Below are 26,967 nucleotides of genomic sequence, written 5' to 3'. Positions count from 1 at the left end.
ACCCGGCATCCGCCGGGTTAGCATTAGTATCCCCGTACGCGATCGACCTGACCCGTAACGGATTTCCCGCTCTCAAGATCCAAAATCGTGCGGGAGATATAGTCCACCGCCTCCGCCGGGCGCGTTACCGCGGCAATATGCGGCGTCATTGCCACACGCGGATGTTTCCACAGAGGACTGGTTTCCGGCAGCGGTTCACGGCTATAGACATCCAGCATGGCACCTTTCACCTTGCCGCTGTCCAGCGATGCCAGAAGATCGTCTTCATTGAGATGAACACCACGCGCCAGGTTCAGCACGTAGGCGCCATCCAGCAATTGGCTAAGTAAATCAGCGTTAATAATACCTACGGTTTCTGCCGTATTAGGCAGGAGGTTGATAAGCACACGAGTTTGGCTCAAAAACGCGCCCAGTTCCTCAATACCGGCGAAGCTTTCCACACCAGACCAGGATTTACGCGAACGGCTCCAGCAGCGCAGTGGGAATCCCCATGCTTGCAGGCTTTCGGCAACTTTTGCGCCCAATACACCTGCCCCCATGATCCCGACGGTAAACTCCTCACGAGTATATTCTGGCAACGGTTGCCATTTCGCCTGATTTTTCAATGCCTGATAATCATCAAAGCGACGAAACCAGTGCAGCACCTGACTGACCGCATATTCCTGCATTTGCAGGCCCATACCCGTATCTTCCAGACGGAAAAGCGGGATCGACGCATCCAACATTTCCGGATGAGCATTGAGTTTACTGAGAATAGAATCGACGCCCGCGCCCAGCGCAAATACGGCTTTTAATTTTCGTCCTGCGAGCATTTCAACCGGCGGATGCCAGACCAGCGCATAGTCAGCATGTGCATTATCACCCGCTTTCCACTCACGAACGTTTGCACCAGGTATTGCCTTTGCCAACGCATTAATCCACCAGGTCGTATCGAATGTTGGGTGATAGAAAATTATATCCACATTGTCTCCTGAACATTGTTGTGCGGAACTTTCTCGCACTTATTATCATCATTTTCCGAGGGAACATCAGAGTAGCAAATTTTAGGATGCTGGCAAAAAAAACAATTCCCGCTTATTTATGCTCCATGTTGCTTGAAGTTTGTGTAAATGCACATTTTTTTCAAAAAGTTGATTGACGACGGGGCGGTGTTTCCCCTACATTAGCGCCCGTTCCGGTAGCACAGGAACAACAATATGGTGAGGTGTCCGAGTGGCTGAAGGAGCACGCCTGGAAAGTGTGTATACGGCAACGTATCCGGGGTTCGAATCCCCGCCTCACCGCCATATTTTAAGAAGAGCTCGTACGCAAGTACGGGCTTTTTTTTCGCATGTTGCACAGCATGGCGGGGATGAGAAGCCCGGACCGGGGTTCGACTACTGGCGCAGCCAGTTGGACAGACTGAGAGCACAGCGAACAGGCTGCCCGCAGGGCGAGCGAAGCGAGTCAATCCCCGCCTCACCGCCATATTTAAAGAAGAGCTCGTATGCAAGTACGGGCTTTTTTTTCGCATATTGCATAGCCTGGCGGGGATGAGAAGCCCGGACCGGGGTTCGACTACTGGCGCAGCCAGTTGGACAGACTGAGAGCATAGCGAACAGGCTGCCCGCAGGGCGAGCGAAGCGAGTCAATCCCCGCCTCACCGCCATATTTTAAGAAGAGCTCGTACGCAAGTACGGGCTTTTTTTTCGCATGTTGCACAGCATGGCGGGGATGAGAAGCCCGGACCGGGGTTCGACTACTGGCGCAGCCAGTTGGACAGACTGAGAGCACAGCGAACAGGCTGCCCGCAGGGCGAGCGAAGCGAGTCAATCCCCGCCTCACCGCCATATTTAAAGAAGAGCTCGTATGCAAGTACGGGCTTTTTTTTCGCATATTGCATAGCCTGGCGGGGATGAGAAGCCCGGACCGGGGTTCGACTACTGGCGCAGCCAGTTGGACAGACTGAGAGCATAGCGAACAGGCTGCCCGCAGGGCGAGCGAAGCGAGTCAATCCCCGCCTCACCGCCATATTTTAAGAAGAGCTCGTACGCAAGTACGGGCTTTTTTTTCGCATATTGCACAGCCTGGCGGGGATATCGCCCCGCTCAAGGTTTCTGCTCCACTTATCGCTGGTAGCGGCATGCATGAGACTTATCATGCCGGATTTCTTCAACAAATCACGCCAGATCCTCCGGTCTAGATTGCAGGTAATGACCTTCATAGCGGTTTACTCTTTCTCAAGCAACCAGCAGCGGAAGCCATCATCCATTGCCTAGTCCTGCGCAGTTTGCCCGCCAATACTCCCGGTTGTGCTGAGATATCAGCAAGCTGGTGGAGCATCGCTTTAATTTATTCCAGCGCGGCATTGCACCCGGTAATGATGCGCTTAAGCAAGGAATGCTGGCCAGGTGTTGTGAGTCCGGCAGCATCACGAATGGTGTGTAATACAGGGGTGTAAGCATCGATCGATTTCGTCGATCGATTACGTAAAAATTGATCTGCAAAATGAATTATCCCGCATGATTGTCCCTGTGCCACAATCTCTAAAACGAATTTAACTGATTGTTTATAAATCTAATTCCTGTCTTATTTAGGAGCGAACACCTTTTGTCCTGGAAGCTCGGCAGGGAAATAGCATAAAGGATGATGTGATGAAGAGATGCGCACGGTGTAATAAGAAAAGGAGCGTCTTTGAACAGTGGCTCTCACTCGATACAGAATTCTGCGACGAGTGCTTATTTGATATTGACGAGGAAATCAGGGAAAGGCAAATACTCCCCGTCAGACGTCTGAAAGATGATCCAGCCCGCAATACAAATCGGAAGTCTTCCCGTTGATTTTTATCATCATTTTATAGATACGATCATGATAAATTTCACCTTGTTTTTTATATCACCCTGACTGTAAATGAGATTGAGTACTGTAACAGCACACGTTTCTCTTAAGAGCAGGTACATGCCAGAGTGAAGGGTTGACAATGCTCTTCAGAAGAACATGTCAGTATGGCAAGCAAGGATACACATAAATGGTAAAGTTTCTGCGAAATGGACCCGCAGTTGTTGTTCTGGCATTTATATTATGGGGCCTGATCCCATTGTTTTATCAATATCTATCTGGCGGAGCCCTCGCTGAAATTTTGATGTACAGAGTTTTCTGGTCTATACCTCTATTACTGCCAATAAGATTATTATTTCGTAAGAGAACGTTTTTTCGCGATTTACTGAAAGATAAAACCTCCTTCATATCCTGCATGATAGCAGGCTTGCTAATGGTAATTTCGTGGTCAGCTTTTATTTATGCATTAACAAATCATAAGGTACTCGACGCCAGTCTGGGATATTTTATCAACCCACTTATTGTCATTTGCCTTGGATGTATTTTTCTTAAAGAAAAACCATCATTATTTCAACTTATAGCAGTAATATCCGGCGTATGTGGTCTTGGCTATCAGATTATTTCCGCAAACAGTTTTCCTTCACTAGCGTTAATCATGGGGTTTTCATTTGCATTGTACGGACTGGCGCGAAAATTTATCCATTACGATGCAATAACCTCAATCACGCTTGAAACATTCTGGGCTCTACCTGTTGCTCTTTTCATCTTTATCTATACTGGCTCGAGTATAACTACATCATCTGACATCTCTCTGTTCCTTTATATATTAACCGCTCCCGTTACAGTAATTCCGTTAGTGTTATTTGCAGTAGCGCTAAATCGTACATCTCTTATTGTGACAGGTCTTGCTCAGTATATAGAACCATCTTTGCAATTTCTCATTGCCATACTTATATTTGGAGAAATTATTAATTACTCCGAGCTATTTTGTTTTTCAGCGGTATGGTTTGGATTGTTGCTATGTATATTTGAGAGTCTTTACTATCATTACCGACGTAATCCTCCACGGTCTGAAAGTAATCATCCTGCAGGCACTTTACGGTGATGTACATGCAGAATATAAAACTCAGTACGCTTATTCGTTTCCCTGGAACACGCGCTCAGGTATGAATGAGTAAACAACTCGAGTTTGTTTATTCAAGATTACCACGTCATTTAGGTACACAGGACAGTTGACTGCATGTTCATGGTTAAAGCCGGACAAAAAAATTTTTCCGATACCTTTATACAGATTGGCACTGTTCATCACCGGTGAATCTCCCGGAACACTGCCGCACTGCAACCAGGCATCGAGCTAGTGCATTTCTCTGAGAACGTGAGTGACCAGAGAATGTTGCGGCCGATCGGTAAAGTCTCTGTATCCGGAAATATTCTTAACGGCAGTACCCTATTCGTGCGTCAGCCAGCGAATCAGGTTCCCCTTGGTATTGTTTTGCGGGTCTGTTTCATAACCATACAATGCAAACTCCTTTTCAGTACAAAAGGTTACCAAAAATATACTGGGCATTATATCTGGAAAGAAAGTCAGGAATGTGTATATCCCAATTTAAGTTATTCAATTTGACAATAATCCACGAAAACCGGCGTATTGCGCGGGAATACAGCCAATTGTGATAGCTGTCATCGTCCAAAATTTGTCCTGACGTTCAAAGTCGTGCGTTTTCCAAACACCCATGGCTCGCTGAATCACATGATTTACTTCGTTATGTGGTTGACAAGTCAACCTACCAGGTTACTCAATGAACATCGGTATGTTTGTAAAGTATACTTTGTTTAACAAATATATATGTTCTTCTCTGTAGAATGAAAAAAATTTGTTTTCATCAGGATATGCGGACGAGAGAGCGCCTAATGATTATCAACAAAACTGGCATGTCAGACATGAATTTATTTTCAAAATGTTTCGCATTAACAAAACAGCGTCAGAGATTCCAGTATTTACACCTTGCACGTAAATAAATTTAAACACCCTGAATTAATAATGAATACTTATGAAAAATACATCATATCTAAGTTTCTTTAACCAAATTCTATTGGCACGTGGCCCTTTGCATAGCAAATGGAAGAACAAAAAATTTCGACTCATGTATCTTTTACGATCTATGATAAGTCCTGTCTCCAGTATTCGGTATTATCAAGAATTACATTCCCTTAAATCAATTGATAAGATTCTGGAGATGCAACCTACGTTACCAGCCAAAATTCATCGTCCCTATTTACATAAAGGAGGGCTGGCATGGAATCGAAGGAAAAACATTATTGGTCACTACCGTTTTGTCCAGAGTTTACCAGTGAAACACCAGGCGTTATTATTACCCGACAGAGATGTGCTATTGGTCCATTTCACCGGAAAAAATGGTGAGGATTTTGATATTCACTGTTCTTCAGGCGGTTTTGATCGTGAAGGAGAACTGATGTTATCTCTGAGTTTTAACAATACCCCGGTGGCCCGATTGTCCTTCTCGGTTATCCCGTCAAAAAAAGGACATTGTGCATTTATTGGCGGTCTGCAGGGGGCACCAAAAAATATTGGCCCAGACATTATTCGTGACGCTACTAAAGCCTGCTATGGACTATTCCCTAAGCGGATCGTTTTTGAGGTTCTTTGTTCATTGATGCGTTGCTGTGATATCACTAATATTTTAGCAGTTAGTGAACAGAGCCATGTTTTCAGGCAATGGCGATACCGGTACAAGAAACGTAAATACTTTGTTGCCCTGTACAGTGATTTTTGGGAATCAGTTGCTGGTCGTCCATACGGTAATTGGTATAAGTTGCCAATTTATGTAGAGCGTAAGTCATTTAATGAGCTTGCCAGTAAAAAACGCGCGGAATACCGGAGACGGTATGACCTGTTGGATCATATTAATGAGGAAATCATGATTCTTCTGCAAAATCAGATGTAACATAATGTCGTAACTCAGCTCAGAAACTGGCTGATGAATGCGACATCTCGATAAAAGCGTAGCTATCGTTCCGCGTTGGCGAACCATTACACGAACGTCCGCTGAGTGCTGTGAGCTCAACGGGTCGCTGATCCGCGAGACGCATTCATCACTGGATAAACGCATGAGTCTAAAATAAGGTGTTCTCTATTCCACAGTTCATAAATCAAACTTTTGACATATCTCAAGTCAGGCAAGGTTCCCCCTCGACTTCAGATATCCTGGTTTCTACTCGTTTTCGATGTTCTATTTCATCAGAGCATACTATTTCAATTTCTAAAATTTACTTAACAACACACAAATAACAAAGCCCGGTTTCCCGGGCCTTGAAGACGGAGTACTTATCAGTTGTAAGCGTTGAGCGTCCGCTGACAGAGCGCCGAGCGGACGCAATCGTCTTTATTGAAACGAACGATCCCAACCATATCATCTTCTTCGAAACGGGCCAGCGCATCGCTTAGCCCTGAGCGAACGTGCGCAGGTAGATCGCACTGGGTCACATCCCCATTCACAATCACCGTCACATTCTCCCCGAGGCGGGTTAAAAACATCTTCATTTGCGCAGCAGTGACGTTCTGAGCCTCGTCAAGAATGACCACTGCATTTTCAAATGTACGTCCACGCATATAGGCGAACGGTGCGATTTCCACCTTACCAATCTCAGGTCGCAGGCAATATTGCATGAAGGAGGCTCCCAGCCGTTTCACCAGCACGTCATACACGGGGCGAAAATAGGGAGCGAACTTCTCCGAAACATCCCCAGGTAAGAAGCCGAGGTCTTCATCAGCTTGCAGAACTGGGCGGGTTACAATGATCCTGTCCACATCTTTATGGATCAGGGCCTCTGCTGCTTTTGCCGCGCTGATCCAGGTTTTACCACACCCGGCTTCACCGGTGGCGAAGATCAGCTGTTTACTCTCGATAGCATTCAGGTAGTGCGCCTGAGCCTCATTTCGCGCCGTGATTGGCGTGGCATCGCGACTATCACGCGCCATACCGATCGCTTCTACGCCGCCCATCTGCACAAGCGAGGTGACCGATTCATCTTCACGTTGCTTATGACTACGCGAATCCCGCCTCAGCACACGTTTTGCTTCACGACGAGCTTTGATCACTGCTTTTTGTCTTCCCATGGATAGCACCTTGAGTTGTAGGTATACATCACACGCGCCGTTGGCGGCACGATTATGCGCACGAACATCTGAGGGTTGGCTTCCTTGTAAGCCATTGCTTGCTTTCGGATAAGACGCCACACACGGCTACGCGCACCGTACAGGGCGTCAGTTACAAGGAGAAGAAGTGAATGAGAGAGAGATTTAGCGGTGACGAGGAGGCTACCGGAAGAGAAACGTCCGCGTAAGGTACTGCTGTTACTGTGAAAAACGTGTCCAATACAGGACTTTTCCATTCGCGATCTCCATAGTGAAAGACTATCACCGCCGGGAACTACCGCTATTACTTATAATTACATCATAACCTTTCGCTAACGCAACAATATTTTTACTTATTGTTAACTTAAATTCTATCTTATCACCAGAGACAGTCTCTTGCAGAGAGATGACAGAATTATTTCAGTCGCATACCGATCATAAAAAATAATTTGTTCCTTCATCAAGATATCAGGAAAAACCCCGCTGTACTGCGGGGCATAATCATCAGGCTTCGAGCAGAGACTGTCCCAGATAATTGTCTGCAGTTTTAACACCCGGCAAAGCAAAGAAATATCCCCCACCAATCGGTTTGACATACTCTTCGAGCGCTTCACCATTCAGACGTTTCTGCACCGCCAAAAATCCTTTTTCCAGATCGTGTTGATAGCAAACAAACAACAGCCCCATATCCAGTTGACCAGAATTAGTCACACCGAGCGAATAACTGTAGCCACGACGCATCATCAGGCTCGAGTCGGTCTCTTTCGTGCGCGGGTTTGCCAGGCGGATATGACTGTCGAGCGCAATCACCTCACCTTCAGGATCACTGGCATAGTCAGGTACATCATGCTCATGCTGCATGCCCAGCGGCGCGCCGGTGTGTTTATCACGACCAAAAATCGTTTGCTGCTCTTTCAGCGGCGTACGATCCCAGAACTCAACGCGGAACTGAATGAGCCTGACGGCCTGATAACTGCCACCTTGCGCCCAGGCAGGTTCACCCTGCACATCCGTGACCCACACCACGTCTTGCATCAACTTCGCATCCGTAGCGTCCGGATTCGCGGTGCCGTCTTTAAAGCCAAGCAGGTTGACCGGGGTCTCTTTGCCTTTGCTGCGCGCGGCGTGGTCAGAAATAAACCCTTCACGTTTCCAGCGCACGCTGAGGAGATCGGGCGTATGTTTAATGATATCGCGCAACGCGTGGATGACCGTGTCCTGGGTGTTGGCACAAATCTGCAGCAGCAAATCACCATGGCACAGCGCCGCATCCAGCGAATCATTCGGGAAGCGGGTCATTTTTTGCAGCTTTTTCGGCATCTGCGATTTCAGGCCATAACGTTCATCGAACAACGATGAACCAACCGACAACGTCATCGTCAGGTTGTCTGGCGCAATGTATGCGCCGAGGATACCTGAATCCATAGGAGGGAGACGCGGATTGGGCGTATCCGGTGCCGGTCCACCGGTGGTCAGAAACGCAAATCGGCTAGTCAACAACCGGAATAAACGCTCAAGATCGGCCTTATCGCTGGCGAGAACATCGAATGCCACCAGCATCATTGATGCCTGCTGCGGCGTCAGGATCCCCGCCTGATGCTGACCATAAAACGGCTGCGTTTCACTACGCGCATCCGGAGACAGCGTTCCCGGCGCGCTTTGTGGTTTTTGCGCGTGGGCAACCGGACACCCACCCGCCAGCGCCAGCGCCCCACCCAGGGCGCCCATCCCTTTCAGTAAACGTCGGCGTGACGGTTCGCTCACGCCGTTTTCATTATCTTGCTGCATAGTGCTTAATCCAGACCCAGAACACCGCGTAATTGCGACAAGTCTTCCGCCAGCGTCGTGATCGGCCCTTTCAGCGCATTACGATCGGCATCAGTCAGTTTGTCATAGGTTTCAAAACCGTCTTTGGTACGGTACTTGCTCAGAATGGTATCGACCTTTTTGAAGTTCGCATCCACCTTCGCCAGCAGCTCAGCATTGGATTTTTGCAACTGAGGACGCAGGAGATCGACAATTTTCTGCGCGCCATCGACGTTGGCTTGGAAATCCCACAGATCGGTATGGCTGTAGCGATCTTCTTCCCCACTGATTTTGCTGGCAGCAACTTCTTCAATCAGTCCTGCTGCCCCGCCAACAACTTTAGACGGTGGGAAAGCCAGCTCGCTAATACGCGTTTGCAGGTCAAGAACATCGCTATTTAATTGGTCGGCGTATTTATCCATACCTTTGGTGGTATTGTCGCCAAACAGCGCTTTCTCCAGACGGTGGAAGCCGGTGAATTTTGGATCAGCGGCTTTTTGCTCGTAATCGTCTTCACGCGCATCGATGCTGCCGTCGAGATCGGAGAACAGTTCAGCAATCGGTTCAATACGCTCATAATGCTGACGGGTTGGCGCATACAGGGATTTCGCTTTTTCCACATCACCGGCTTTAATTGCATCGGTGAAGGCTTTAGTGCCCGCCACCAGTTGCGCGGTTTCAGCCGTCACGTAGGCTTTATATTCGGTAATCGCGCCGCTCAGACTCAGCAGAGCATCGCTCTGTGCGGCATCCGCCGTTGCGCTGCCTTTTACGATCAGTTTGCCTTTCGGATTAGTCAACAGACCGCAGGTCATATCATATTCGCCAGGCTGCAGGTTAGCGGTCATTTTCTGGCTAAAACCTGGTGCAATGTTTTCGCGCTCTTCAACCACCATAACGCCTTTAAGAATTTCCCACTCCAGCGCTTTCTGGCTGTGGTTCTGGATGATGAACTGCGTTTTCCCGGCGTTAACCGTGATCGTCATCGGTTCACACTGTTTGTCGTTAACCGTGACTTTCACCTGCGGAATATCGGCGGCTTGTGCAGAAAAAGCGGATGCAAACAGCGCGGCAATACCCAACTGCAGCGCACTACGGCGAAAATTAAACGTCATAACCTATCCCTATAAATAAGTATGTTGTAACTAAAAAGTATTCTGCATCGCGTTTTTATCAAGGTGCGGTACGCGATGCCGTAGTGCCTGAACGCGGCGGTAGTGCAAACATAATCAACGCCGGAATCAGGTAGATAAACCAGACAGCGACTTCACTAACGCTTGGCGCTTCCTGATAGCCGAAAATGCCTTCCATCAATGTGCCAAACAGCGAATGCGTCGACAGCACACTGCTCAGGTCAAACGCCACATCCTGAAAATGATTCCACAACCCGGCTTCGTGGAAAGCGCGGATCGCCCCAGCGGCAAGACCGGCAGCTACCAGCAAAATGAACAGGCTGGTCCATTTAAAGAACGCCCCGAGGTTGAGGCGAATGCCGCCGAGGTAAATCAGGTATCCCAGTACCACTGCGGTAGCCAGTCCCAGCATCGCGCCTAACGGCGGCCAGATGCCTACATCCTGCTGGAATGCCGCCAGCAGGAAGAACACCGATTCCAGCCCTTCTCGCGCAACAGCAAAAAAGACCATCATCACCAGCGCCCAACCGTGATGATTACCGCGTTGCAACGCGTTATCGACAGCCTGTTCAAGCTGGACTTTGACGTTGCGGGAAACTTTACGCATCCAGAACACCATCCAGGTGAGGATCACCACGGCAATGACCGCCACGATGCCTTCAAACAGCTCCTGTTCTTTTTGCGGAAATTCACCGGTGGTTTCGTTGATGAAAATCCCTAACGCCAGGCATAATGCCGCCGCCAGCAGAACACCAATCCACATCACACCAATCCATCGACCACGCTGAGTCCGTTTCAGGTAGCTGGCAATCAGGCTGACAATCAGCGCGGCCTCTAACCCTTCGCGCAACATAATTAGAAATGGAACAAACATGCGAAGAACCCTTAAACGTTATTCTCGGTCAATTGATGAAAAGAAAAGTAAATTACAGTGATAGTGATTATCATTACAGCAAAGAAAAACTCAAGCAGAATGTTTTGAGAATGATGACTTAATGTAAACAGTTAGGCGGGTAATGGTTATGCAGGTTTGCGGGGGCGCAATAAAAAGCCCGCGCACGGCGGGCTTCAGGGACAGGAGATAAATTATTCTGCCTGTAAACGCGATGGCGGAGCTGAGTGATAATGCGCGTCAGCCTCGGCAAAACGTTGCTGCATAGCAGTTGAAGGTGCTTTACCCAACAGGCTGAAGACCACAATACCGATGCTGCCGAAAACAAAGCCCGGGATGATTTCATACAGACCCAGCCAGGCGAACTGCTTCCAGACGATTACCGTTACCGCACCGATGATCATCCCTGCCAGCGCGCCGTTGCGGGTCATACGCGACCACATTACCGAGAACAGAACCACAGGGCCAAACGCCGCGCCGAAGCCCGCCCAGGCGTAGCTTACCAGACCCAGCACGCGGTTCTCCGGGTTCGCCGCCAGCGCGATGGACACCAGCGCCACGACCAGCACCATGATGCGGCCAATCCATACCAGCTCTTTCTGGCTGGCATTTTTACGCAGGAATGCTTTGTACAAGTCTTCGGTGATTGCGCTGGAGCACACCAGCAGCTGGCAGCTCAGGGTCGACATAACCGCAGCGAGGATCGCAGACAGCAGAATACCGGCAATCCACGGGTTAAACAGGATTTGCGCCAGTTCAATAAACACACGCTCGGCGTTCTGGTTAACGGCACCGGCAAGCTGCGGGTTGTTGTTAAAGTAAGCAATACCAAAGAAGCCCACAGCCACGGCACCCGCCAGACAGAGGATCATCCAGGTCATACTGATGCGGCGAGCATGAACAATGCTATGGTGGGAATCTGCAGCCATAAAGCGCGCCAGAATATGCGGCTGACCAAAGTAGCCCAGACCCCAGCCCATCAGGGAAATGATGGCAACAAAATTCAGCCCTTTGAACATGTCCACGTTCTCAATGCTCTTTTGTTTAATCACTTCCAGCGAATCCTCGAACCCACCCACACCAATAATAACCATCACCGGCGTCAGGATCAGAGCAAAGATCATCAGGCTGGCCTGGACGGTATCGGTCCAGCTTACTGCCAGGAAACCACCGATAAAGGTGTAAATGATCGTCGCGGCCGCGCCCGCCCACAGTGCTGTTTCGTAGCTCATGCCAAAGGTACTTTCAAACAGACGCGCCCCTGCCACAATCCCTGAAGCACAATAGATGGTGAAAAACAGCAGAATAACCAGCGCGGAGATAATACGTAGAATTCGGCTTTTATCTTCAAAGCGACCGGTAAAGTAATCCGGTAACGTCAGCGCATTGTTATTGTATTCGGTGTGTACGCGTAAACGTCCGGCCACCAGCTTCCAGTTGATCCAGGCACCCAAAATAAGGCCGATGGCGATCCAGCTTTCTGAAATGCCCGACAGGAAAATTGCGCCAGGCAGACCCATCAGCAACCAGCCGCTCATGTCAGATGCCCCAGCAGATAACGCGGTCACGAACGGACCCAGACTGCGTCCCCCCAGAATGTAATCGTCAAAGTTTTTGGTTGAACGCCATGCAATAAACCCTATCAATATCATGCCGAAAATATAGACACAGAATGTCACTAACATCGGTGTGCTAATAGCCATCAAAACTCTCCAAAATTATGTATCAGCAATGCCGTGGCTTGCCGTTTTATTACCCTGCCGGAACGTGGCAAAGATATCTATGTTGACCAGGGCGACCGTATCCTGCCGGAAGCGATGGTTATTCACAATCGATTTAACACACCATTTACATCAAATTTGATCCAGAGTAGATAGCATTTTTCTGTAGGTTGCACTCTCTCACATTTTTTTCGGTTGCACCTTTTAAAAGTGTTAACTACCGCAGAGAAAAAGATTCTGTAATTTTTACAGCCCACATCATAAGACTCATATTTATTAACATTTCATTCATTTCCAAGCTTGCAAACCAAGTCACATTTAACATGGTTGCACAAAGCTGCAACATAGTGGATATTTCTCGGTAACTATCAGACCCGTATTTCAGTACAACAGGAGTAAACGGCATGGGAACCACCACGATGGGGGTTAAGCTGGATGACGCCACTCGCGAGCGTATTAAAACAGCAGCATCACGAATCGATCGCACGCCACATTGGCTGATCAAACAAGCCATCTTTAATTATCTCGAAAGACTGGAAAATAACGACGCGCTTCCTGAACTACCGGCCCTGCTGGCGGGTGCCGCGAATGAGGGTGAGGAGTCAACCACGCCGCAGAATGAAGCGCATCAGCCTTTCCTGGAATTTGCCGAACAGATCCTGCCGCAGTCAGTTTCCCGCGCAGCAATCACCGCCGCGTACCGCCGCGCCGAAACCGATGCAGTGCCGATGCTGATGGAGCAGGCTCGTCTGCCGCAACCCATCGCTGAGCAAGCGCACAAGCTGGCGTACAGCCTGGCCGACAAACTGCGTAACCAGAAGACCGCCAGCGGCCGCGCCGGGATGGTACAAGGTTTATTGCAGGAATTCTCCCTTTCTTCACAGGAAGGCGTCGCACTGATGTGTCTGGCGGAAGCCTTGCTGCGTATTCCTGATAAGGCAACCCGCGATGCGTTAATCCGCGACAAAATCAGCAACGGCAACTGGCAGTCGCACATTGGACGCAGTCCGTCACTTTTCGTCAACGCGGCGACCTGGGGACTGTTGTTTACCGGTCGTCTGGTTTCTACGCATAATGAAGCCAGCCTTTCACGCTCACTCAACCGTATTATCGGCAAGAGCGGTGAACCACTGGTGCGTAAAGGCGTCGACATGGCAATGCGCTTGATGGGCGAGCAGTTCGTCACCGGAGAGACTATCGCCGAAGCGCTGGCTAACGCGCGTAAACTGGAAGAAAAAGGTTTCCGCTACTCTTATGACATGCTGGGTGAAGCGGCTCTAACCGCCGCTGATGCCCAGGCTTATATGGTTTCGTACCAACAGGCAATCCACGCCATTGGTAAAGCCTCAAATGGTCGCGGCATCTATGAAGGGCCGGGTATTTCTATCAAGCTGTCGGCGTTGCATCCGCGTTATAGCCGCGCGCAGTATGACCGCGTGATGGATGAACTCTATCCGCGTCTGAAGTCGCTTACTCTGCTGGCCCGCCAGTACGACATCGGTATCAATATCGATGCTGAAGAGGCAGACCGACTGGAGATCTCCCTCGATCTGCTGGAAAAACTGTGTTTTGAACCTGAACTGGCGGGCTGGAACGGTATCGGCTTTGTTATTCAAGCCTACCAGAAGCGCTGCCCGTATGTTATCGACTACTTGATTGACCTCGCCACGCGCAGCCGCCGTCGCCTGATGATCCGCCTGGTTAAGGGCGCCTACTGGGATAGCGAAATCAAACGTGCGCAAATGGACGGTCTGGAAGGTTATCCGGTCTATACCCGTAAGGTGTACACCGACGTTTCCTATCTGGCCTGTGCGAAAAAACTGCTTGCGGTACCGAATCTGATCTACCCGCAGTTCGCCACCCACAACGCCCATACGTTGGCGGCGATTTATCAATTAGCCGGTCAAAACTACTATCCGGGTCAGTACGAGTTCCAGTGCCTGCACGGTATGGGCGAACCGCTATATGAGCAGGTCACCGGTAAAGTTGCCGATGGCAAACTGAACCGTCCATGCCGCATTTATGCACCGGTAGGCACGCATGAAACGCTGCTTGCGTATCTGGTGCGTCGTCTGCTGGAAAACGGCGCCAACACTTCATTCGTCAACCGCATTGCAGACACGACCCTGCCGCTGGATGAACTGGTAGCCTGCCCGGTCGAAGCCGTTGAAAAACTGGCGCAGCAGGAAGGCCAGGCTGGTCTGCCACATCCGAAGATTGCCCTGCCGCGTGACCTGTACGGTAAAGGCCGCGAAAACTCAGGCGGACTGGATTTAGCTAACGAACATCGTCTGGCCTCGCTGTCCTCCGCCCTGCTCAACAGCGCGCTGCAAAAATGGCACGCTAAGCCAATACTCGAACATCCGGTTGCTGACGGTGAAATGACGCCAGTCGTCAACCCGGCCGAACCGAAAGATATTGTCGGTTACGTGCGTGAAGCGACTCACAGCGAAGTGGAACAGGCATTGCAGAACGCAGTAAATAACGCGCCGATCTGGTTCGCCACACCGCCACAAGAGCGCGCCGCTATTTTGCATCGCGCCGCCGTTCTAATGGAAGGCCAGATGCAGCAATTGATTGGCATTCTGGTGCGCGAAGCAGGTAAAACCTTCAGCAACGCCATTGCGGAAGTGCGCGAAGCGGTAGATTTCCTGCACTATTATGCCGGTCAGGTCCGCGATGACTTCGATAATGAAACCCATCGTCCGTTAGGGCCGGTAGTCTGTATCAGCCCCTGGAACTTCCCGCTGGCTATTTTCTCAGGGCAGATTGCCGCTGCGCTGGCGGCGGGCAACAGCGTGCTGGCAAAACCCGCGGAACAAACCCCGCTGATTGCCGCCCAGGGTATTGCCATTTTACTCGAAGCAGGTGTACCGCCAGGCGTGGTGCAACTGTTGCCTGGTCAGGGCGAAACGGTCGGGGCGCAGCTCACTTCCGATGAGCGCGTACGCGGCGTCATGTTTACTGGCTCAACGGAAGTTGCCACGCTGTTGCAACGCAATATCGCGACCCGCCTGGATGCTCAGGGACGTCCAATCCCGCTTATCGCCGAAACCGGCGGGATGAACGCCATGATCGTCGACTCCTCCGCGCTGACGGAACAGGTGGTGGTCGACGTCCTGGCTTCTGCCTTTGACAGCGCCGGGCAGCGCTGCTCCGCGCTTCGCGTCCTGTGTCTGCAGGACGATGTAGCCGACCATACGCTGAAAATGCTGCGCGGCGCGATGGCGGAATGCCGCATGGGTAACCCGGGCCGCCTGACCACCGATATTGGACCGGTTATCGATGAAGAAGCCAAAGCCAATATTGAGCGCCATATTCAGGCCATGCGCGCCAAAGGGCGTCCGGTGTTCCAGGCCGTGCGCGAAAATAGCGACGATGCGCGGGAATGGCAAACCGGTACCTTTATCGCCCCGACGCTTATTGAGCTGGAAAGCTTCGATGAATTACAAAAAGAGGTGTTTGGTCCGGTACTGCACGTCGTGCGTTACACCCGTAATAATCTGGGCAGCCTGATTGAGCAAATTAATGCCTCCGGCTACGGTCTGACGCTGGGCGTACACACCCGTATCGATGAAACCATCGCCCAGGTCACGGGCTCAGCACATGTGGGGAACCTGTATGTTAACCGCAATATGGTCGGCGCCGTCGTCGGCGTGCAACCATTCGGTGGCGAAGGCTTGTCAGGAACCGGGCCAAAAGCGGGTGGGCCGCTGTATCTGTACCGCCTGCTGGCAAACCGACCGGAAAATGCGTTAGGCATTACCCTTGCCCGCCAGGATGCAGACTACCCGGTCGATGCGCAGCTTAAAGCCGCACTGGTTCAACCACTGGAAGCGCTCAGCGAATGGGCAACCGACCGTCCAGCACTGCGTGCGCTCTGCCAGCAGTTTGGCGAACTGGCGCAGGCCGGAACGCAACGCCTGCTGCCAGGACCCACCGGCGAGCGCAATACCTGGACGCTGTTGCCGCGCGAACGCGTGCTGTGTATCGCCGATGATGAGCAGGATGCACTGGTACAGGTTGCCGCTGTAACTTCCGTTGGTAGCTTAATCCTGTGGCCAGATGATACGTTCCATCGCGACCTGGCAAAACGCCTGCCAGCCGCGGTCTCCGGGCGCATTCAATTTGCCAAAGCGGACAACATCGCCACGCAGCCGTTTGATGCCGTTATTTTCCACGGCGATTCCGATCAGCTTCGCGCACTGTGTGAAGCAGTGGCGGCCCGCGAAGGGGCGATTGTGTCGGTCCAGGGCTTTGCCCGTGGCGAGAGCAATATTCTGCTGGAGAGGCTGTACATTGAACGCTCTCTGAGCGTCAATACCGCCGCAGCCGGCGGGAACGCCAGCCTGATGACAATCGGCTAAGGTTGTGGTTAATTAAGGCTCCGGTAACGGGGCCTTTTTTTATGAAGCCAGAGGGAAGCATGAAACGAATCGTACTGACATGTGCAGCGCTGCTGCTGAGCGGCCAGGCGCTGGCGGATGACTGCGCCAACGCGAACACGCAGATTGAGATGAACACCTGTGCGGCAGAGCAGTATAAGGCGGCCGACGCCAAACTTAATGAAACTTATCAGAATGCGCTGAAGCGCGCCGCTCCAACCCAGCGCGATTTACTGAAAAAAGCGCAAATATCCTGGATAACTTTGCGCGATGCGGACTGTGCATTACTCAGTTCTGGCACCGAAGGCGGTAGCGTTCAGGCGATGATTACCAGCCAGTGCCTGACGGATAAGACCAACGAGCGCGAAGCGTTTCTCGCCTCGCTCTTGCAGTGTGAAGAAGGCGATTTAAGCTGCCCTTTACCACCGGCCAGTTAACGCACGCGGATCCCTTCAATAATCATCCGCTGTACGCTCTCGACCGTTTGGTTAAAAAAGGCTTCATCACGCAGCGTTGCGCCTGTCACCGCCTCTACCTGTGGGGCAAAGTCGGCGTAGTGCTGAGTTGAAGCCCAAATCATAAAAATCAGATGATGCGGATCGACCGGAGCCAGTTTTCCGCTTTTGATCCAACCGGCAATCAGCGCGGATTTCTCATCAATTAGCGTTTTGAGATCCCCCTCCAATTCTGCCATCAATAAAGGCGCTCCGGCCAGCATCTCCATACAAAACAGCCGTGATGCCTGAGGGTAATCGCGCGACACTTCCAGCTTAAGGCGAATGTATTCTTTAATGGCCACCAGCGGCGCAAAGTCTTCGCGAAAAGCTTTCAATGGAGCCAGCCAGATGTCGAGGATCTGCCGTAAAACGGCGATATAAAGCACCTCTTTTGACGGGTAGTAATAAAGTAAATTGGTTTTTGACACGCCAGCCTGTTCTGCCACCTGTTCCAGGCGCGTGCCGTGGATCCCATATTGGGAGAAGATATTTAATGCCGCGGTTAATATGGCCTGCCGTTTTGCACTGACGGCCTGCGAACGCTTACCTGTTTTTTTCTCTGCGCGTTGGACCATGCGCCCTCTCCTTCTTGTGAGGGCGTCAGCATACCAAATCACGCGGTGAATGGTTAAATTAAAGCGATTCCGGAGGCGCCTCTTGCGGCTGCGCTTTTTTCTTTTTGAACTTCAGCTCGCTGACCAGCACGCCAACAATAATGAATGCCGCGCCAAGCAATGCAAGTAGCGGTAAGCGTTCACCCGCCAGACGGCCAAAGATTCCCGCCCACACTGGCTCACCGGTATAAATAACCGTCGCGCGCGTCGGCGAAACGCTACGCTGCGCCCAGTTCATGGTGACCTGAATAATCGCGCTGAAAATCCCCAGCCCCAGCGCCACCACCAGCAATCCGGTAGACATTGGCAGTACGGTCTCTCCGGCTGGTCCCATCGCAATAAACGCCACTATTGAAGCAGTTGCCAGTTGCACTACCGTTACCCGCCGTACATCCACTTTTCCCGCCCACGCGCTAATCAGGATAATTTCTGCCGCAATCGCCACCGCACCGGCGAGCGTGATCCACTCGCCTTCGCCTAAAGCCAGTAAATTACCTCCCGGTCCGGCAAGAAAAATCAATCCGATAAAGGCCAGTACAATACCGACGCACGGCATCAGTCCAGGCATGCGCCCCAGACACAGCCATTGTAAAAGCGGTACCAACGGAACGTACATCGCGGTAATAAACGCCGATTTACTGCTGGGAATAAACTGTAGCCCCCAGGTTTGCAGGCTATAACCCAGCGCAATGGCGATACCGATTGCAACCCCTGCTTTGACTTCCAGCCATGTCAGCTTATGCAGTGTGTGTAACGACAAAAGCGCGACCGCCAGTGCGGCAGTGGCAAAACGCACACCGACAAAGAAAAAAGGCCCGCTCAGGGTAACGGCATATTGCACCGCCAGAAACGTGCCACCCCAGAACATGGTGATCACAATGAGGATCGCTTCCTGAGGTTTAACAGAAAAGGAATAACGAGAGAGTAATGACATGAGACACCCGATTAACTGAATGTCATTAGTCTGCGTTGCGTTTTGTTACAGTTCAACCTTGCAGACAAAAAAAACCGCCGGAAGGATCCGGCGGCGGTGGCTACGTAACGTCTGTCTCTGACGCTCAGGCGTCACGACATATCTGACAGATAGCCCGACAATTACGATTTGTTGTTGCCGTGGCTATTTTTGCCCCCTTTTTTGCCTGCCTCTGAAGCGCGTTGCGGGTCATTCTTAAAGTTGCCCCCGCTGTGCTGGCCACCTTTTCGACCTGCTTCTGATGCTCTTTCGCGGTCTTCCGCAAAGTTGCCGGAACCGCCCCGATGGTTTGCCATTACTGACCTCCGTCATTGATTAGACATCATATTGCATAGGTACTGAGGAGTGATACCTCACGCAGCGTTACGGGCGAGGCCCTGAAAATAACTGCGTGGGATTAAGCATAGTGAAGCGTGGACTGGGCAGACGCTAACTGTAATATCCTGCAACAGGATCAGGAGTGCCAAAGAAATAATCACCCTAAGAAATCAATAAGTCTTTCTTATGACTACCGAATTCACCCCAGTTAAATATGTATCATTTTGCTACAAAGCAGGTTGTTGTAAAAATTGTTATAAATCAAAGAAGTGATTGTGAAATTTGCACTCCTGACAGTACGTCATATCTTTAAAGGTAGGTAGCGAGTCGCTACGGACACGGTTAACTCGAGGAGTAGTGTAAAATGGCAAAAGTTCTGGTGCTTTATTATTCCATGTATGGACACATTGAAACTATGGCCCATGCAGTCGCAGAAGGCGCAAATAAGGTAGATGGCGCGGAAGTGATTATTAAGCGCGTACCAGAGACCATGCAGCCTGAGATTTTCCTTAAGGCTGGCGGCAAAACACAAAACGCACCAGTCGCAACCCCGCAAGAACTGGCTGATTACGACGCCATCATTTTTGGAACCCCCACGCGCTTTGGCAATATGTCCGGTCAGATGCGTACCTTCCTCGACCAGACTGGCGGGCTGTGGGCCTCTGGTGGTCTGTACGGCAAACTCGCCAGTGTATTCAGCTCAACGGGAACCGGCGGCGGTCAGGAACAAACCATTACCTCAACCTGGACTACGCTTGCCCACCATGGGATGGTGATTGTGCCTATCGGTTACGCGGCGCAAGAGCTGTTTGATGTCTCTCAAGTTCGCGGCGGTACCCCTTACGGTGCAACCACCATTGCCGGAGGCGACGGCTCCCGCCAGCCAAGTCAGGAAGAATTATCTATCGCCCGCTATCAGGGTGAATATGTCGCAGGTCTGGCAGTAAAACTCAACGGCTAATCTTCAACAGGAGGATTCGAATGCCAACTCAAGAAGCGAAAGCCCATCGCGTCGGCGAATGGGCAAGTCTGCGCAATACATCGCCGGAAATAGCCGAAGCCATTTTTGAAGTCGCACATTATGACGAGAAACTGGCGGAAAAAATTTGGGAAGAAGGTAGCGATGAGGTACTCATCAAAGCCTTTGAAAAAACAGACAAAGATTCGCTCTTTTGGGGTGAACAGACTATCGAACGTAAAAACGTCTAGCGCTCAGACTCCCCCGCGAACACGGGGGAGTTTTTCTTTTATTTAGCCGCCTCATTCAGCACGCTGTCGAACTTATCTATCGGGCAAAAATCATCCGCATCTATCGGACATCCTTTCAGCTCAAGCGTTACGCGCTGCGCCGGGGATTTCAGCGTCAGAACATCTGCATTACGCAACTGCTGCGAGCTCTGATACACATACTCGATTTTCATCAGATCACGATTTGCGTTGCTGTCATGCCAGCGCTGGAAGACAATCTTCCCGCCAATCGGCGTACGCTCGTTCTGATCGTGAAGCTGGTATGGTTTGAAATCCAGCGCGGTGAGCAGCGAAGCGATGTTTGAGTCATGTCCCACCAGCACGGTTATTTTCGGTGCTTTCGCGCGTTCCGTAACCAGCGCATTATCAATATATTTCACCAGAGGTTTGGCGACGTTCTGCGCCACTTCCGGGGAGGTGAACAGGCTGTCCTGATAGCCATTTTTCAGCTTCGACAGAACCTTCCACTGCTGATCCGATTTAATCTCGCCCCAGGCAACCTTGTCCATCGGGAAGCCTTCGTAATACTGCAGCGTGAAGGCATCGACCAGCGAATTCCCCACCTTCAGCGGCCCCGATACGCCTGGCTCCTGCTGGTATTTCGCGCTGAACGTATCTTTGGCATCGGTCAGGGAACACTGCTGTTTTTCTTTACAGGATGGAGAGTCTTTGTAGTCGGTCATTTGCTCAAGCAACTGATAGCTATCGTTGAGCTGCATTTTACTTCGCTCTTTCTCCATGGCCTGAACGGCCTGCTGGCTGAAGGCGGCGGAATCATCGGTGATCACCGGATTAAAGGTGGGATCCATGGTGCCCATTTTTTCCTGATGATGGACCGGAACATCGCAACCTGGGAAAGCACCGGTGACAAAGAACTGCGCCGTAGCAACTGTACGCTGCAGACTGTTAGCATAGGTATACACCGTATCCGGTGCCGGACATTCGCCCGATTTCACCATCCCCTGCTCTGCCAGCCACTCTCGCATGTAGTGGCCCATATAGACTTCCAGCACACCGCCTTTAGTAGTGAGTTGTCCGCCGGGGACATCCCATTCTGGCCATTGCTTGGGGGTGGACTGTTCAAGAACGCTGCCATTATTGGCTAAAGGTGCACGTAAGTTATGCCGACTCATCATCAATACTTGTTGAAGCTGGTACCCTTCCGGCGCGGTCTGCGCCTGCGCGGCGGTGGACAGTAATACAGCCCCTGCCACAGCGGCGGCGATTAACGATTTATTCATCCCTACGACCTCTTGTTGTTATCAATCACAACAGAGTGTGACAGAAATATGACATATTTCCGGGAACGCTTTCGCAAAACAGACCATCTAGCGTGTCGTTTTAACACCAAACTCGGTTTCGAGTTTACGAATGCCAAGAGGTGTGAAGATGACGTGGCGGCTGCCCTGTACTGTTTTTATCCATCGCTGTTCACTGAACCAGCGCAGCAGCGTTGCGCCAAGCACACCACCAGGATGATAACGTCGCTCGCTCCAGTCCAGACAACCGCAGGTTAACTTCCGCCGGGATGAACCCGCCGCCAGGACAATCCCCATCTGGGCCAGCTTTTCCTGGCCAAGAGGAGTCAGCGTTTCACCATCCGGCGTTAACCACTGACGGGAAACCAATGTATCAAACAACCTCACCGCGACCTCTCCGGCGAGATGGTCGTAGCAGGTGCGGGCATGCCGCAAACCTGGCGGCGTTGTGATTCTCCGGGGCATTGATGTCGCCCACGCAACGCCCATCAGGCGTTCCAGCAGTTCAGCGATATCGGAACCTGCAAGGCGAAAATAACGATGTCTGCCCTGCGCCAACGCTATAACAAAACGTTGTTCGCACAGACGCGCGAGATGCGCGCTGGCGGTCGACGCGGATATATCCGCCACTGCGCTGAGCTCAGTTGCAGTCCAGGCGCGGTCATCCATCAGGGCGCACAGCATACGCGAGCGCGATTTATCGGCCATCACTGCCGCAGTGAGTGCCATTTTCGACTCCAGATCGCCCTCTTCTTCATGTAACATCACGGATGCCATAACGACCTCATTGACCCTGAATCTCTGAATTAACGATGCCATGAAAGTCGCGCAAAGTCACCGAACCGGTCACACAGCACGCAGCATCATCTCTGTACCCAACCCGACCAGACAAAACAGAAAACAGCGTTTAAACACGAGCGGAGAAATAACCCTTCGCACACGGGTTCCTATCCACTGACCAATAAGTGCAGGAACAATGGCCAAAGCCGACAAGCTTAGGGATTGTACGGGCAGCGCGTTGTGCCACCACAGACCCAGCGCCAATGCCAGGGTCGAAAAGGTAAAAGAGATCCCGAGCGCCTGTACCAGTTCATCTTTCTCAAAGCCCAGGGACTGGATCCAGGGCACGGCGGGCATCACAAACACCCCGGTTCCGCCGGTCAATAAGCCGGTCACAAATCCAATAACGAGGGAGTACGGTTTTTCACGCTGCGGGGCCACCGCAATTTTCTTTCCTGCCAGCGTCCAGATAGCGTAGGCCACCAGCGCCACGCCGAGTGCAAACTGAGTTCGGGTGGTGTCGCCCCCGGTAATCCAGGCGCTGGCAAGCAGAGTCGCCACTACCACTGTCAGCAGCATTGGCCACAGTCGTTTGAGTAATTGGCGTGTATTTCCAACACCGCCAAACTGGAACAAATTGCTTATCAGCGAAGGCAATAGCAGCATAGCCGCCGCCGCAACCGGTGAAATAAGCGATCCGAGGATCCCCATCGCCACGGTGGGCAACCCCATACCCGTAACGCCTTTCACCATCCCGGCGAGGACAAATGTGGCGGCAATCATCATCACCAGAGCGGGTCCAAACGCTAAAGAACTCGTCATGTTGCACTTTCCTGGAAAAGAGAAGATGACTGATTCTGGACGTTAATCACTGTGCTTGCTTCGTCAGGCAACGAAATATGCCTTCCAGAGGAAGGCGACGCCATAAAAAAATGCCGGGTTCCCCCGGCACAAATATCAGAATATTTTCGCCCACCACAGCCGAAGTTTCATGCCCCAGTAGCTGGTCCAGCCGCTGGTGGTTGATACCACCCGACCTTCTGACATCACCACCAACGTGGGCGTGACGCTAATCGCCCAACTGTGGGAAATAGCCCCATTCGCATCATTGATGACCGGAAATTCCACGCCTTTACGCAACAGCCAGCGAGATACCTCAGCTTCATTTCCGGAGCGTAACGCAATGGTCATCACATTTTCCCCTTCCGAGCGCAGCCTGGCGACTTCCGGCGTTGTGAAGCGGCATACGCCGCACCAGCTCGCCCAGAAATAAAGCAACACTGGCTCGTCTTTGCTGAGCGCCGCCAGCGTGACGGTTTCACCATCCAACGTTTGTAAAGGCGTACTGTCAAAAGAGGCAGGGAGCTGCGGCGCGCGCCAGGCATCCATCAGCAGCATCGCCCCCGCCAACAGAGCCAGTAAGATCAGCCCTTCGCGCAGCCAGCGGCGCAGTTTACTGAGCATTGGCCGCCGCCAGTTTTTCTTTTACCACTTCCTCAAGCGTTTCCCACGGCACCGCACCGGGAATAAGTTCATCGCCAATGATCGTTGCGGGGGTTCCCTGTACACCCACCAGTCGCGCCAGTTGCAGGTTAGTGCTCAGCGTTTCAGCACTTTGGGCGTCCAGCGTCACCGAACTGGCCCCCGCTTTTTCCTGCGCCTGTTTGATACTGACATCGGTATGGTAGCCCTTCTTCTGCATCAGTTTTTCATGTAGCGCCAGAAACTGCTGCGGATGCTGATGCCATGTCGTCAGCACGGTCCGCGCCGCCAGTTCCGAGCTTTCACCTTTAAACGGCAACGGTTTGATCACTACCGCCACGTCAGGATATTTCTGCACAATTTTTTCCAGCATTGGATCCAACTGCTTGCAGTATGGGCAGTTGTAATCGGTGAAGTTTATCAGGGTCAGTTTTGCCTGCTTTGCGCCAATCCGCGGGCTGTTGGGATCGTTAAACAGGGCTTCCTGAATTAATGCTTCAATTTGCTTTTCCTGTTCCGGGGTAAACGGTGCAGGCTCTTTCGCGATACTGACGGCAGAAAACAGGGTTAACAGCAGAACAATCATCATCTTCATGGGGTAACTCCTTTGGCATCGTTCAACGTTTGCAGTACCGCATCGCGGGTTAACAACGTGGGTAACACCTGGCCTTCCGGCAGACCGGGGCCATAAATTTGGTTATACGGCACAGCAACCTGGCCGCGTTTTTTTAGAAATTCGGTAATGACTTCAGAAGGGAGTGTCCAGTCGCCGCGCAGCGCCACCACATCCGGCTGTTGCAATGCGGCCTGTACGTCATCTTTATGCAAGACGTTGAACTTGTTTACCTTACAGGTGATGCACCAGTCTGCTGTGACGTCAATGAACACGCGCTTATGTTGCGCCAGCGCATCCTCAATAGCTTGCTCGCTTAGCGGTTGCCAGTTCACGCTCTCTTTGCCAGTGCTTTGCCCTACGAATCCGAAATGCGGGAGCAGCAACGTCGCAAGCCAGATAGCGGAGCCCAGCATCATCACGCCGAGCAAACGCCGCAACATATTCATCCAGCGTCCTGGCCGCGGCAAACGCAGTGCCAGACCGGGACGCAGAGCTACCAGCAGCCACGGTAAGCTCATTCCCAGCCCAAGTGCGATAAACAATCCCCATAATGTCGGCAGCGAAGCGGTCAATGCCACCGCCACCGCCGTTCCAAGGAACGGGGCACTGCACGGCGTAGCAAGCAGCGTCGCAAATGCACCTTGCCAGAAATGTCCCGACAGACCGTTGCCGCCGTGAGTCGCCAGCGTGGTAGTCATCGCAGAAGGGAGTCGGAATTCAAACCACCCGAACAGGCTGGCGCTGAACGTCAGCATCACCAGTACCATCACGCCAATGAACCATGGATTCTGAAACTGGATCCCCCAGCCAAGCGCCTGATTGGTTAAACGCAGCACCGTCATCAATAGAGCCAGAGCCATAAATGAGACAAGTATTCCGGCTACCGATGCGAGGAACTGACGACGGACCTGGCGACGACTTTTTTCCTCGACCAGCAAAATCGAGCCCAGCTTCATGCCCAGAACCGGTAACACACAGGGCATCAGATTGAGGATCAAACCGCCCAGCAGCGCCATTAGTACCACTTGCCACAGTGGGAGTGAGGCGTTCTCAACAACCGGGGCTTCGCCAATCGCAAGACGACTTTCCTGGGCAACACCGTTATCTGCCAGCACCAGGGTGACTGACTTACCACGCAGATCCGGCGCGCCTTCTCCCCAACCGTCATGTACAGGTACCGTGGCGCGTAATGTCTCCCCCTCAACATGGATTTGCGGCATGCCAAAATCCGCATCATCAACAGCATCCAGATACAGCCCTGGTGCAGTCCAGCCTCCCGCACGGTGAGCCTCGACGACTAACTCTCCCGCCCGTGCGCCGGCGCTCAGAGCATCGGTCAGGCCGCTGGCAAGTGGGATCTGTCCCATCGCCTGAGCATAGTCATGTGCAAAAGTCGGGTCCTGGGCTGTGGGCGTCACGGAAAAAGGAAAATCCGTCAACAGGCAAACGTCGCTACAGGTGGATAGCGTCAAAACGCCGCTGAGCGTGGCGGGCGCTCTACCGCGCACCACCATCGGGAACGTCACCTTATCGTGATACCCCTGGGTAGTGATATTGGCGACCTCAAAACGAGCAGGGGTTGGCCAGAACCAGTCGACCGCAGGCATTTCCTCTTTCCAGGCGATAGCAGGCGCAACGCCCCCCTCGCCCGGAGAACGCCAGTAGGTTTTCCAGCCGTCCTCCAGTTTGACATCCAACAACAGACGAGTTTCACCGCCAGCGGACGTATCAGCGCGTAACCGCACGCTGGCGTGATCGTTATCGGGTGAACGCAGCCAGCCGGGTTCAGCCGCCCAGGATACGGGCAGCCATAGCAATAACAGACAGAGCAGCGTCTGCCTGAAAACAGTCATCATAGTTTTTCTCCGTGAATAATTATCTAACAGTCAGCAACGGCTGTTCTGTCATTCACGGAAGACGCAAAATCGGAGATGCACCCGGAGAGTGGGCGGCGAGATGGCTCGCGGTGTGAAAAAAGGTAGACGAAACGCCCGCACTGGCGCCAGCAACGACAGCAGCAGGCACAGCACCAGAATAGCACCTTCAAACAGTACGGGTGGCGCAGCCAGTAATGACTTCGCGCTCAGTTCACAAGGGGTAACGGGTGAGGTTTCATCGGTCTGCACTTGTGCACTGGCGACAACGCTTGTAACGGCGGTATCCATCTGCAACGCGTGCAGGCCCGCCATGCGTTGTGCGGTGCAAACCATCACCACAACACATGCCAGACAGAGGAACAACCATCCCATCCGTTGACGTTTCGCCATTAT

General features: G+C 51.8%; 24 protein-coding genes, 1 tRNA gene and 4 other RNA genes. 11 read left to right on the top strand and 18 right to left on the bottom strand.

Annotated elements, in window-relative coordinates; translation table 11 throughout:
• Nucleotides 1-23 precede the first annotated feature (23 nt).
• Nucleotides 24-962, bottom strand: a complete 939-nt coding sequence (gene ghrA / locus E6P06_RS12380) for a glyoxylate/hydroxypyruvate reductase GhrA (protein WP_139935285.1) — start codon at nt 960-962, stop codon at nt 24-26.
• A gap of 236 nt (nt 963-1,198) precedes the next feature.
• Between ghrA and E6P06_RS12375 the strand changes: the two genes are divergently transcribed.
• From E6P06_RS12375 to E6P06_RS12355, 5 genes are all read left to right on the top strand, one after another.
• Nucleotides 1,199-1,286: transfer RNA gene (locus E6P06_RS12375), tRNA-Ser, on the top strand.
• Between the two features lie 44 nt (nt 1,287-1,330).
• Nucleotides 1,331-1,467: non-coding RNA, RtT sRNA (locus tag E6P06_RS12370), on the top strand.
• A gap of 44 nt (nt 1,468-1,511) precedes the next feature.
• Nucleotides 1,512-1,648, top strand: a non-coding RNA gene (locus E6P06_RS12365) — RtT sRNA.
• A gap of 44 nt (nt 1,649-1,692) precedes the next feature.
• Nucleotides 1,693-1,829: non-coding RNA, RtT sRNA (locus E6P06_RS12360), on the top strand.
• A 44-nt stretch (nt 1,830-1,873) separates the two neighbouring features.
• Nucleotides 1,874-2,010: non-coding RNA, RtT sRNA (locus tag E6P06_RS12355), on the top strand.
• A 4-nt stretch (nt 2,011-2,014) separates the two neighbouring features.
• Here the strand turns inward: E6P06_RS12355 and E6P06_RS27960 are convergent.
• Nucleotides 2,015-2,140, bottom strand: a complete 126-nt coding sequence (locus tag E6P06_RS27960) for a hypothetical protein (RefSeq protein ID WP_232727526.1) — start codon at nt 2,138-2,140, stop codon at nt 2,015-2,017.
• A gap of 867 nt (nt 2,141-3,007) precedes the next feature.
• Here E6P06_RS27960 and rarD point away from each other — a divergent pair.
• A complete protein-coding gene (gene rarD / locus E6P06_RS12345; protein ID WP_121539897.1) occupies nt 3,008-3,922 on the top strand; it encodes an EamA family transporter RarD in 915 nt (304 codons plus the stop codon).
• 946 nt (nt 3,923-4,868) lie between these two features.
• Nucleotides 4,869-5,783 (top strand): VirK/YbjX family protein, encoded by a 915-nt coding sequence (locus E6P06_RS12335; protein WP_008320289.1) that lies wholly within the window; start codon nt 4,869-4,871, stop codon nt 5,781-5,783.
• Nucleotides 5,784-6,166: 383 nt separating this feature from the next.
• Here the strand turns inward: E6P06_RS12335 and phoH are convergent, their stop codons facing one another.
• From phoH to putP, 6 genes are all read right to left on the bottom strand, one after another.
• Entirely contained in the window at nt 6,167-6,955 is a 789-nt protein-coding gene (gene phoH, locus E6P06_RS12330; RefSeq protein ID WP_003036052.1) for a phosphate starvation-inducible protein PhoH, read from the bottom strand.
• Nucleotides 6,934-7,230 (bottom strand): hypothetical protein, encoded by a 297-nt coding sequence (locus E6P06_RS27645; RefSeq protein WP_168199044.1) that lies wholly within the window; start codon nt 7,228-7,230, stop codon nt 6,934-6,936. Before E6P06_RS27645 ends, phoH begins: the two co-directional genes overlap by 22 nt.
• A 247-nt stretch (nt 7,231-7,477) precedes the next feature.
• Complete coding sequence (gene efeB, locus E6P06_RS12325; RefSeq protein ID WP_121539896.1) at nt 7,478-8,761, bottom strand: iron uptake transporter deferrochelatase/peroxidase subunit; 1,284 nt, start codon at nt 8,759-8,761, stop codon at nt 7,478-7,480.
• Between the two features lie 5 nt (nt 8,762-8,766).
• Complete coding sequence (gene efeO, locus E6P06_RS12320) at nt 8,767-9,894, bottom strand: iron uptake system protein EfeO (protein WP_044700715.1); 1,128 nt, start codon at nt 9,892-9,894, stop codon at nt 8,767-8,769.
• 58 nt (nt 9,895-9,952) lie between these two features.
• Complete coding sequence (gene efeU, locus E6P06_RS12315; RefSeq protein ID WP_003036041.1) at nt 9,953-10,786, bottom strand: iron uptake transporter permease EfeU; 834 nt, start codon at nt 10,784-10,786, stop codon at nt 9,953-9,955.
• A gap of 212 nt (nt 10,787-10,998) precedes the next feature.
• Nucleotides 10,999-12,507 (bottom strand): sodium/proline symporter PutP, encoded by a 1,509-nt coding sequence (gene putP / locus E6P06_RS12310; RefSeq protein WP_032936247.1) that lies wholly within the window; start codon nt 12,505-12,507, stop codon nt 10,999-11,001.
• Between the two features lie 422 nt (nt 12,508-12,929).
• Here putP and putA point away from each other — a divergent pair, with 422 nt between their 5' ends.
• Both putA and E6P06_RS12300 read left to right on the top strand, forming a co-directional pair.
• Complete coding sequence (gene putA, locus E6P06_RS12305) at nt 12,930-16,892, top strand: trifunctional transcriptional regulator/proline dehydrogenase/L-glutamate gamma-semialdehyde dehydrogenase (protein WP_048219135.1); 3,963 nt, start codon at nt 12,930-12,932, stop codon at nt 16,890-16,892.
• A 59-nt stretch (nt 16,893-16,951) separates the two neighbouring features.
• Nucleotides 16,952-17,347, top strand: a complete 396-nt coding sequence (locus tag E6P06_RS12300; RefSeq protein ID WP_003836811.1) for a lysozyme inhibitor LprI family protein — start codon at nt 16,952-16,954, stop codon at nt 17,345-17,347.
• Here E6P06_RS12300 and rutR read toward each other — a convergent pair.
• The 3 genes from rutR to E6P06_RS12285 all read right to left on the bottom strand — a co-directional run bounded on the left by rutR (nt 17,344) and on the right by E6P06_RS12285 (nt 19,290).
• A complete protein-coding gene (gene rutR, locus E6P06_RS12295; RefSeq protein ID WP_003036026.1) occupies nt 17,344-17,982 on the bottom strand; it encodes an HTH-type transcriptional regulator RutR in 639 nt (212 codons plus the stop codon). The two genes, E6P06_RS12300 and rutR, sit on opposite strands and share 4 nt — an antisense overlap.
• A 58-nt stretch (nt 17,983-18,040) precedes the next feature.
• Nucleotides 18,041-18,955 carry a DMT family transporter gene (locus E6P06_RS12290; protein ID WP_139935284.1) on the bottom strand — a complete coding sequence of 305 codons (915 nt, stop codon included), beginning with the start codon at nt 18,953-18,955 and terminating at the stop codon, nt 18,041-18,043.
• A gap of 161 nt (nt 18,956-19,116) precedes the next feature.
• Nucleotides 19,117-19,290: a general stress protein gene (locus tag E6P06_RS12285; RefSeq protein WP_003036022.1), complete on the bottom strand. Its 174-nt coding sequence runs from the start codon at nt 19,288-19,290 to the stop codon at nt 19,117-19,119.
• A gap of 386 nt (nt 19,291-19,676) precedes the next feature.
• Between E6P06_RS12285 and wrbA the strand changes: the two genes are divergently transcribed.
• Together wrbA and E6P06_RS12275 are read left to right on the top strand one after the other, a co-directional pair.
• Nucleotides 19,677-20,273, top strand: a complete 597-nt coding sequence (gene wrbA, locus E6P06_RS12280; protein WP_003832057.1) for an NAD(P)H:quinone oxidoreductase — start codon at nt 19,677-19,679, stop codon at nt 20,271-20,273.
• A gap of 20 nt (nt 20,274-20,293) precedes the next feature.
• Nucleotides 20,294-20,521 carry a YccJ family protein gene (locus tag E6P06_RS12275; RefSeq protein ID WP_003036015.1) on the top strand — a complete coding sequence of 76 codons (228 nt, stop codon included), beginning with the start codon at nt 20,294-20,296 and terminating at the stop codon, nt 20,519-20,521.
• Between the two features lie 38 nt (nt 20,522-20,559).
• On the opposite strand, the gene agp is transcribed toward E6P06_RS12275, so the two are convergent.
• From agp to E6P06_RS12240, 7 genes are all read right to left on the bottom strand, one after another.
• A complete protein-coding gene (agp, locus tag E6P06_RS12270; protein WP_139935283.1) occupies nt 20,560-21,801 on the bottom strand; it encodes a bifunctional glucose-1-phosphatase/inositol phosphatase in 1,242 nt (413 codons plus the stop codon).
• 87 nt (nt 21,802-21,888) lie between these two features.
• On the bottom strand, nt 21,889-22,596 hold the full coding sequence (locus E6P06_RS12265; protein WP_139935282.1) for a helix-turn-helix transcriptional regulator: 708 nt from the start codon (nt 22,594-22,596) through the stop codon (nt 21,889-21,891).
• Nucleotides 22,597-22,665: 69 nt separating this feature from the next.
• Entirely contained in the window at nt 22,666-23,421 is a 756-nt protein-coding gene (locus E6P06_RS12260) for a sulfite exporter TauE/SafE family protein (RefSeq protein WP_139935281.1), read from the bottom strand.
• 135 nt (nt 23,422-23,556) lie between these two features.
• The gene (locus tag E6P06_RS12255) at nt 23,557-24,063 is read right to left on the bottom strand and encodes a protein disulfide oxidoreductase (protein ID WP_003035978.1); all 507 of its coding nucleotides are present in this window, start codon (nt 24,061-24,063) and stop codon (nt 23,557-23,559) included.
• Entirely contained in the window at nt 24,053-24,676 is a 624-nt protein-coding gene (locus E6P06_RS12250) for a DsbA family protein (protein WP_139935280.1), read from the bottom strand. Before E6P06_RS12250 ends, E6P06_RS12255 begins: the two co-directional genes overlap by 11 nt.
• The gene (locus E6P06_RS12245) at nt 24,673-26,553 is read right to left on the bottom strand and encodes a protein-disulfide reductase DsbD (RefSeq protein ID WP_139935279.1); all 1,881 of its coding nucleotides are present in this window, start codon (nt 26,551-26,553) and stop codon (nt 24,673-24,675) included. The genes E6P06_RS12250 and E6P06_RS12245 overlap by 4 nt, the downstream gene beginning before the upstream one ends.
• A 48-nt stretch (nt 26,554-26,601) precedes the next feature.
• On the bottom strand, nt 26,602-26,964 hold the full coding sequence (locus E6P06_RS12240; RefSeq protein WP_139935278.1) for a copper resistance protein: 363 nt from the start codon (nt 26,962-26,964) through the stop codon (nt 26,602-26,604).
• Nucleotides 26,965-26,967: the final 3 nt, after the last annotated feature.

The sequence above is a fragment of the Citrobacter sp. CF971 genome (assembly GCF_006385635.1).
Lineage (GTDB): Bacteria > Pseudomonadota > Gammaproteobacteria > Enterobacterales > Enterobacteriaceae > Citrobacter > Citrobacter freundii.
This window is presented reverse-complemented; position numbering and strand designations above follow the sequence as displayed.

What these genes read in the sequence shown, in the direction of transcription:
- E6P06_RS12255 (WP_003035978.1), bottom strand. Translation starts at nt 24,063, where the DNA reads ATGCTCAGTAAACTGCGCCGCTGGCTGCGCGAAGGGCTGATCTTACTG.
- E6P06_RS12250 (WP_139935280.1), bottom strand. Translation starts at nt 24,676, where the DNA reads ATGAAGATGATGATTGTTCTGCTGTTAACCCTGTTTTCTGCCGTCAGT.
- E6P06_RS12260 (WP_139935281.1), bottom strand. Translation starts at nt 23,421, where the DNA reads ATGACGAGTTCTTTAGCGTTTGGACCCGCTCTGGTGATGATGATTGCC.
- putP (WP_032936247.1), bottom strand. Translation starts at nt 12,507, where the DNA reads ATGGCTATTAGCACACCGATGTTAGTGACATTCTGTGTCTATATTTTC.
- efeB (WP_121539896.1), bottom strand. Translation starts at nt 8,761, where the DNA reads ATGCAGCAAGATAATGAAAACGGCGTGAGCGAACCGTCACGCCGACGT.
- E6P06_RS12275 (WP_003036015.1), top strand. Translation starts at nt 20,294, where the DNA reads ATGCCAACTCAAGAAGCGAAAGCCCATCGCGTCGGCGAATGGGCAAGT.
- phoH (WP_003036052.1), bottom strand. Translation starts at nt 6,955, where the DNA reads ATGGGAAGACAAAAAGCAGTGATCAAAGCTCGTCGTGAAGCAAAACGT.
- wrbA (WP_003832057.1), top strand. Translation starts at nt 19,677, where the DNA reads ATGGCAAAAGTTCTGGTGCTTTATTATTCCATGTATGGACACATTGAA.
- rutR (WP_003036026.1), bottom strand. Translation starts at nt 17,982, where the DNA reads ATGGTCCAACGCGCAGAGAAAAAAACAGGTAAGCGTTCGCAGGCCGTC.
- efeO (WP_044700715.1), bottom strand. Translation starts at nt 9,894, where the DNA reads ATGACGTTTAATTTTCGCCGTAGTGCGCTGCAGTTGGGTATTGCCGCG.
- E6P06_RS12290 (WP_139935284.1), bottom strand. Translation starts at nt 18,955, where the DNA reads ATGTCATTACTCTCTCGTTATTCCTTTTCTGTTAAACCTCAGGAAGCG.
- E6P06_RS27645 (WP_168199044.1), bottom strand. Translation starts at nt 7,230, where the DNA reads ATGGAAAAGTCCTGTATTGGACACGTTTTTCACAGTAACAGCAGTACC.
- putA (WP_048219135.1), top strand. Translation starts at nt 12,930, where the DNA reads ATGGGAACCACCACGATGGGGGTTAAGCTGGATGACGCCACTCGCGAG.
- E6P06_RS12335 (WP_008320289.1), top strand. Translation starts at nt 4,869, where the DNA reads ATGAAAAATACATCATATCTAAGTTTCTTTAACCAAATTCTATTGGCA.
- rarD (WP_121539897.1), top strand. Translation starts at nt 3,008, where the DNA reads ATGGTAAAGTTTCTGCGAAATGGACCCGCAGTTGTTGTTCTGGCATTT.
- E6P06_RS27960 (WP_232727526.1), bottom strand. Translation starts at nt 2,140, where the DNA reads ATGATAAGTCTCATGCATGCCGCTACCAGCGATAAGTGGAGCAGAAAC.
- E6P06_RS12265 (WP_139935282.1), bottom strand. Translation starts at nt 22,596, where the DNA reads ATGGCATCCGTGATGTTACATGAAGAAGAGGGCGATCTGGAGTCGAAA.
- E6P06_RS12245 (WP_139935279.1), bottom strand. Translation starts at nt 26,553, where the DNA reads ATGATGACTGTTTTCAGGCAGACGCTGCTCTGTCTGTTATTGCTATGG.
- agp (WP_139935283.1), bottom strand. Translation starts at nt 21,801, where the DNA reads ATGAATAAATCGTTAATCGCCGCCGCTGTGGCAGGGGCTGTATTACTG.
- E6P06_RS12240 (WP_139935278.1), bottom strand. Translation starts at nt 26,964, where the DNA reads ATGGCGAAACGTCAACGGATGGGATGGTTGTTCCTCTGTCTGGCATGT.
- efeU (WP_003036041.1), bottom strand. Translation starts at nt 10,786, where the DNA reads ATGTTTGTTCCATTTCTAATTATGTTGCGCGAAGGGTTAGAGGCCGCG.
- E6P06_RS12285 (WP_003036022.1), bottom strand. Translation starts at nt 19,290, where the DNA reads ATGGCAAACCATCGGGGCGGTTCCGGCAACTTTGCGGAAGACCGCGAA.
- E6P06_RS12300 (WP_003836811.1), top strand. Translation starts at nt 16,952, where the DNA reads ATGAAACGAATCGTACTGACATGTGCAGCGCTGCTGCTGAGCGGCCAG.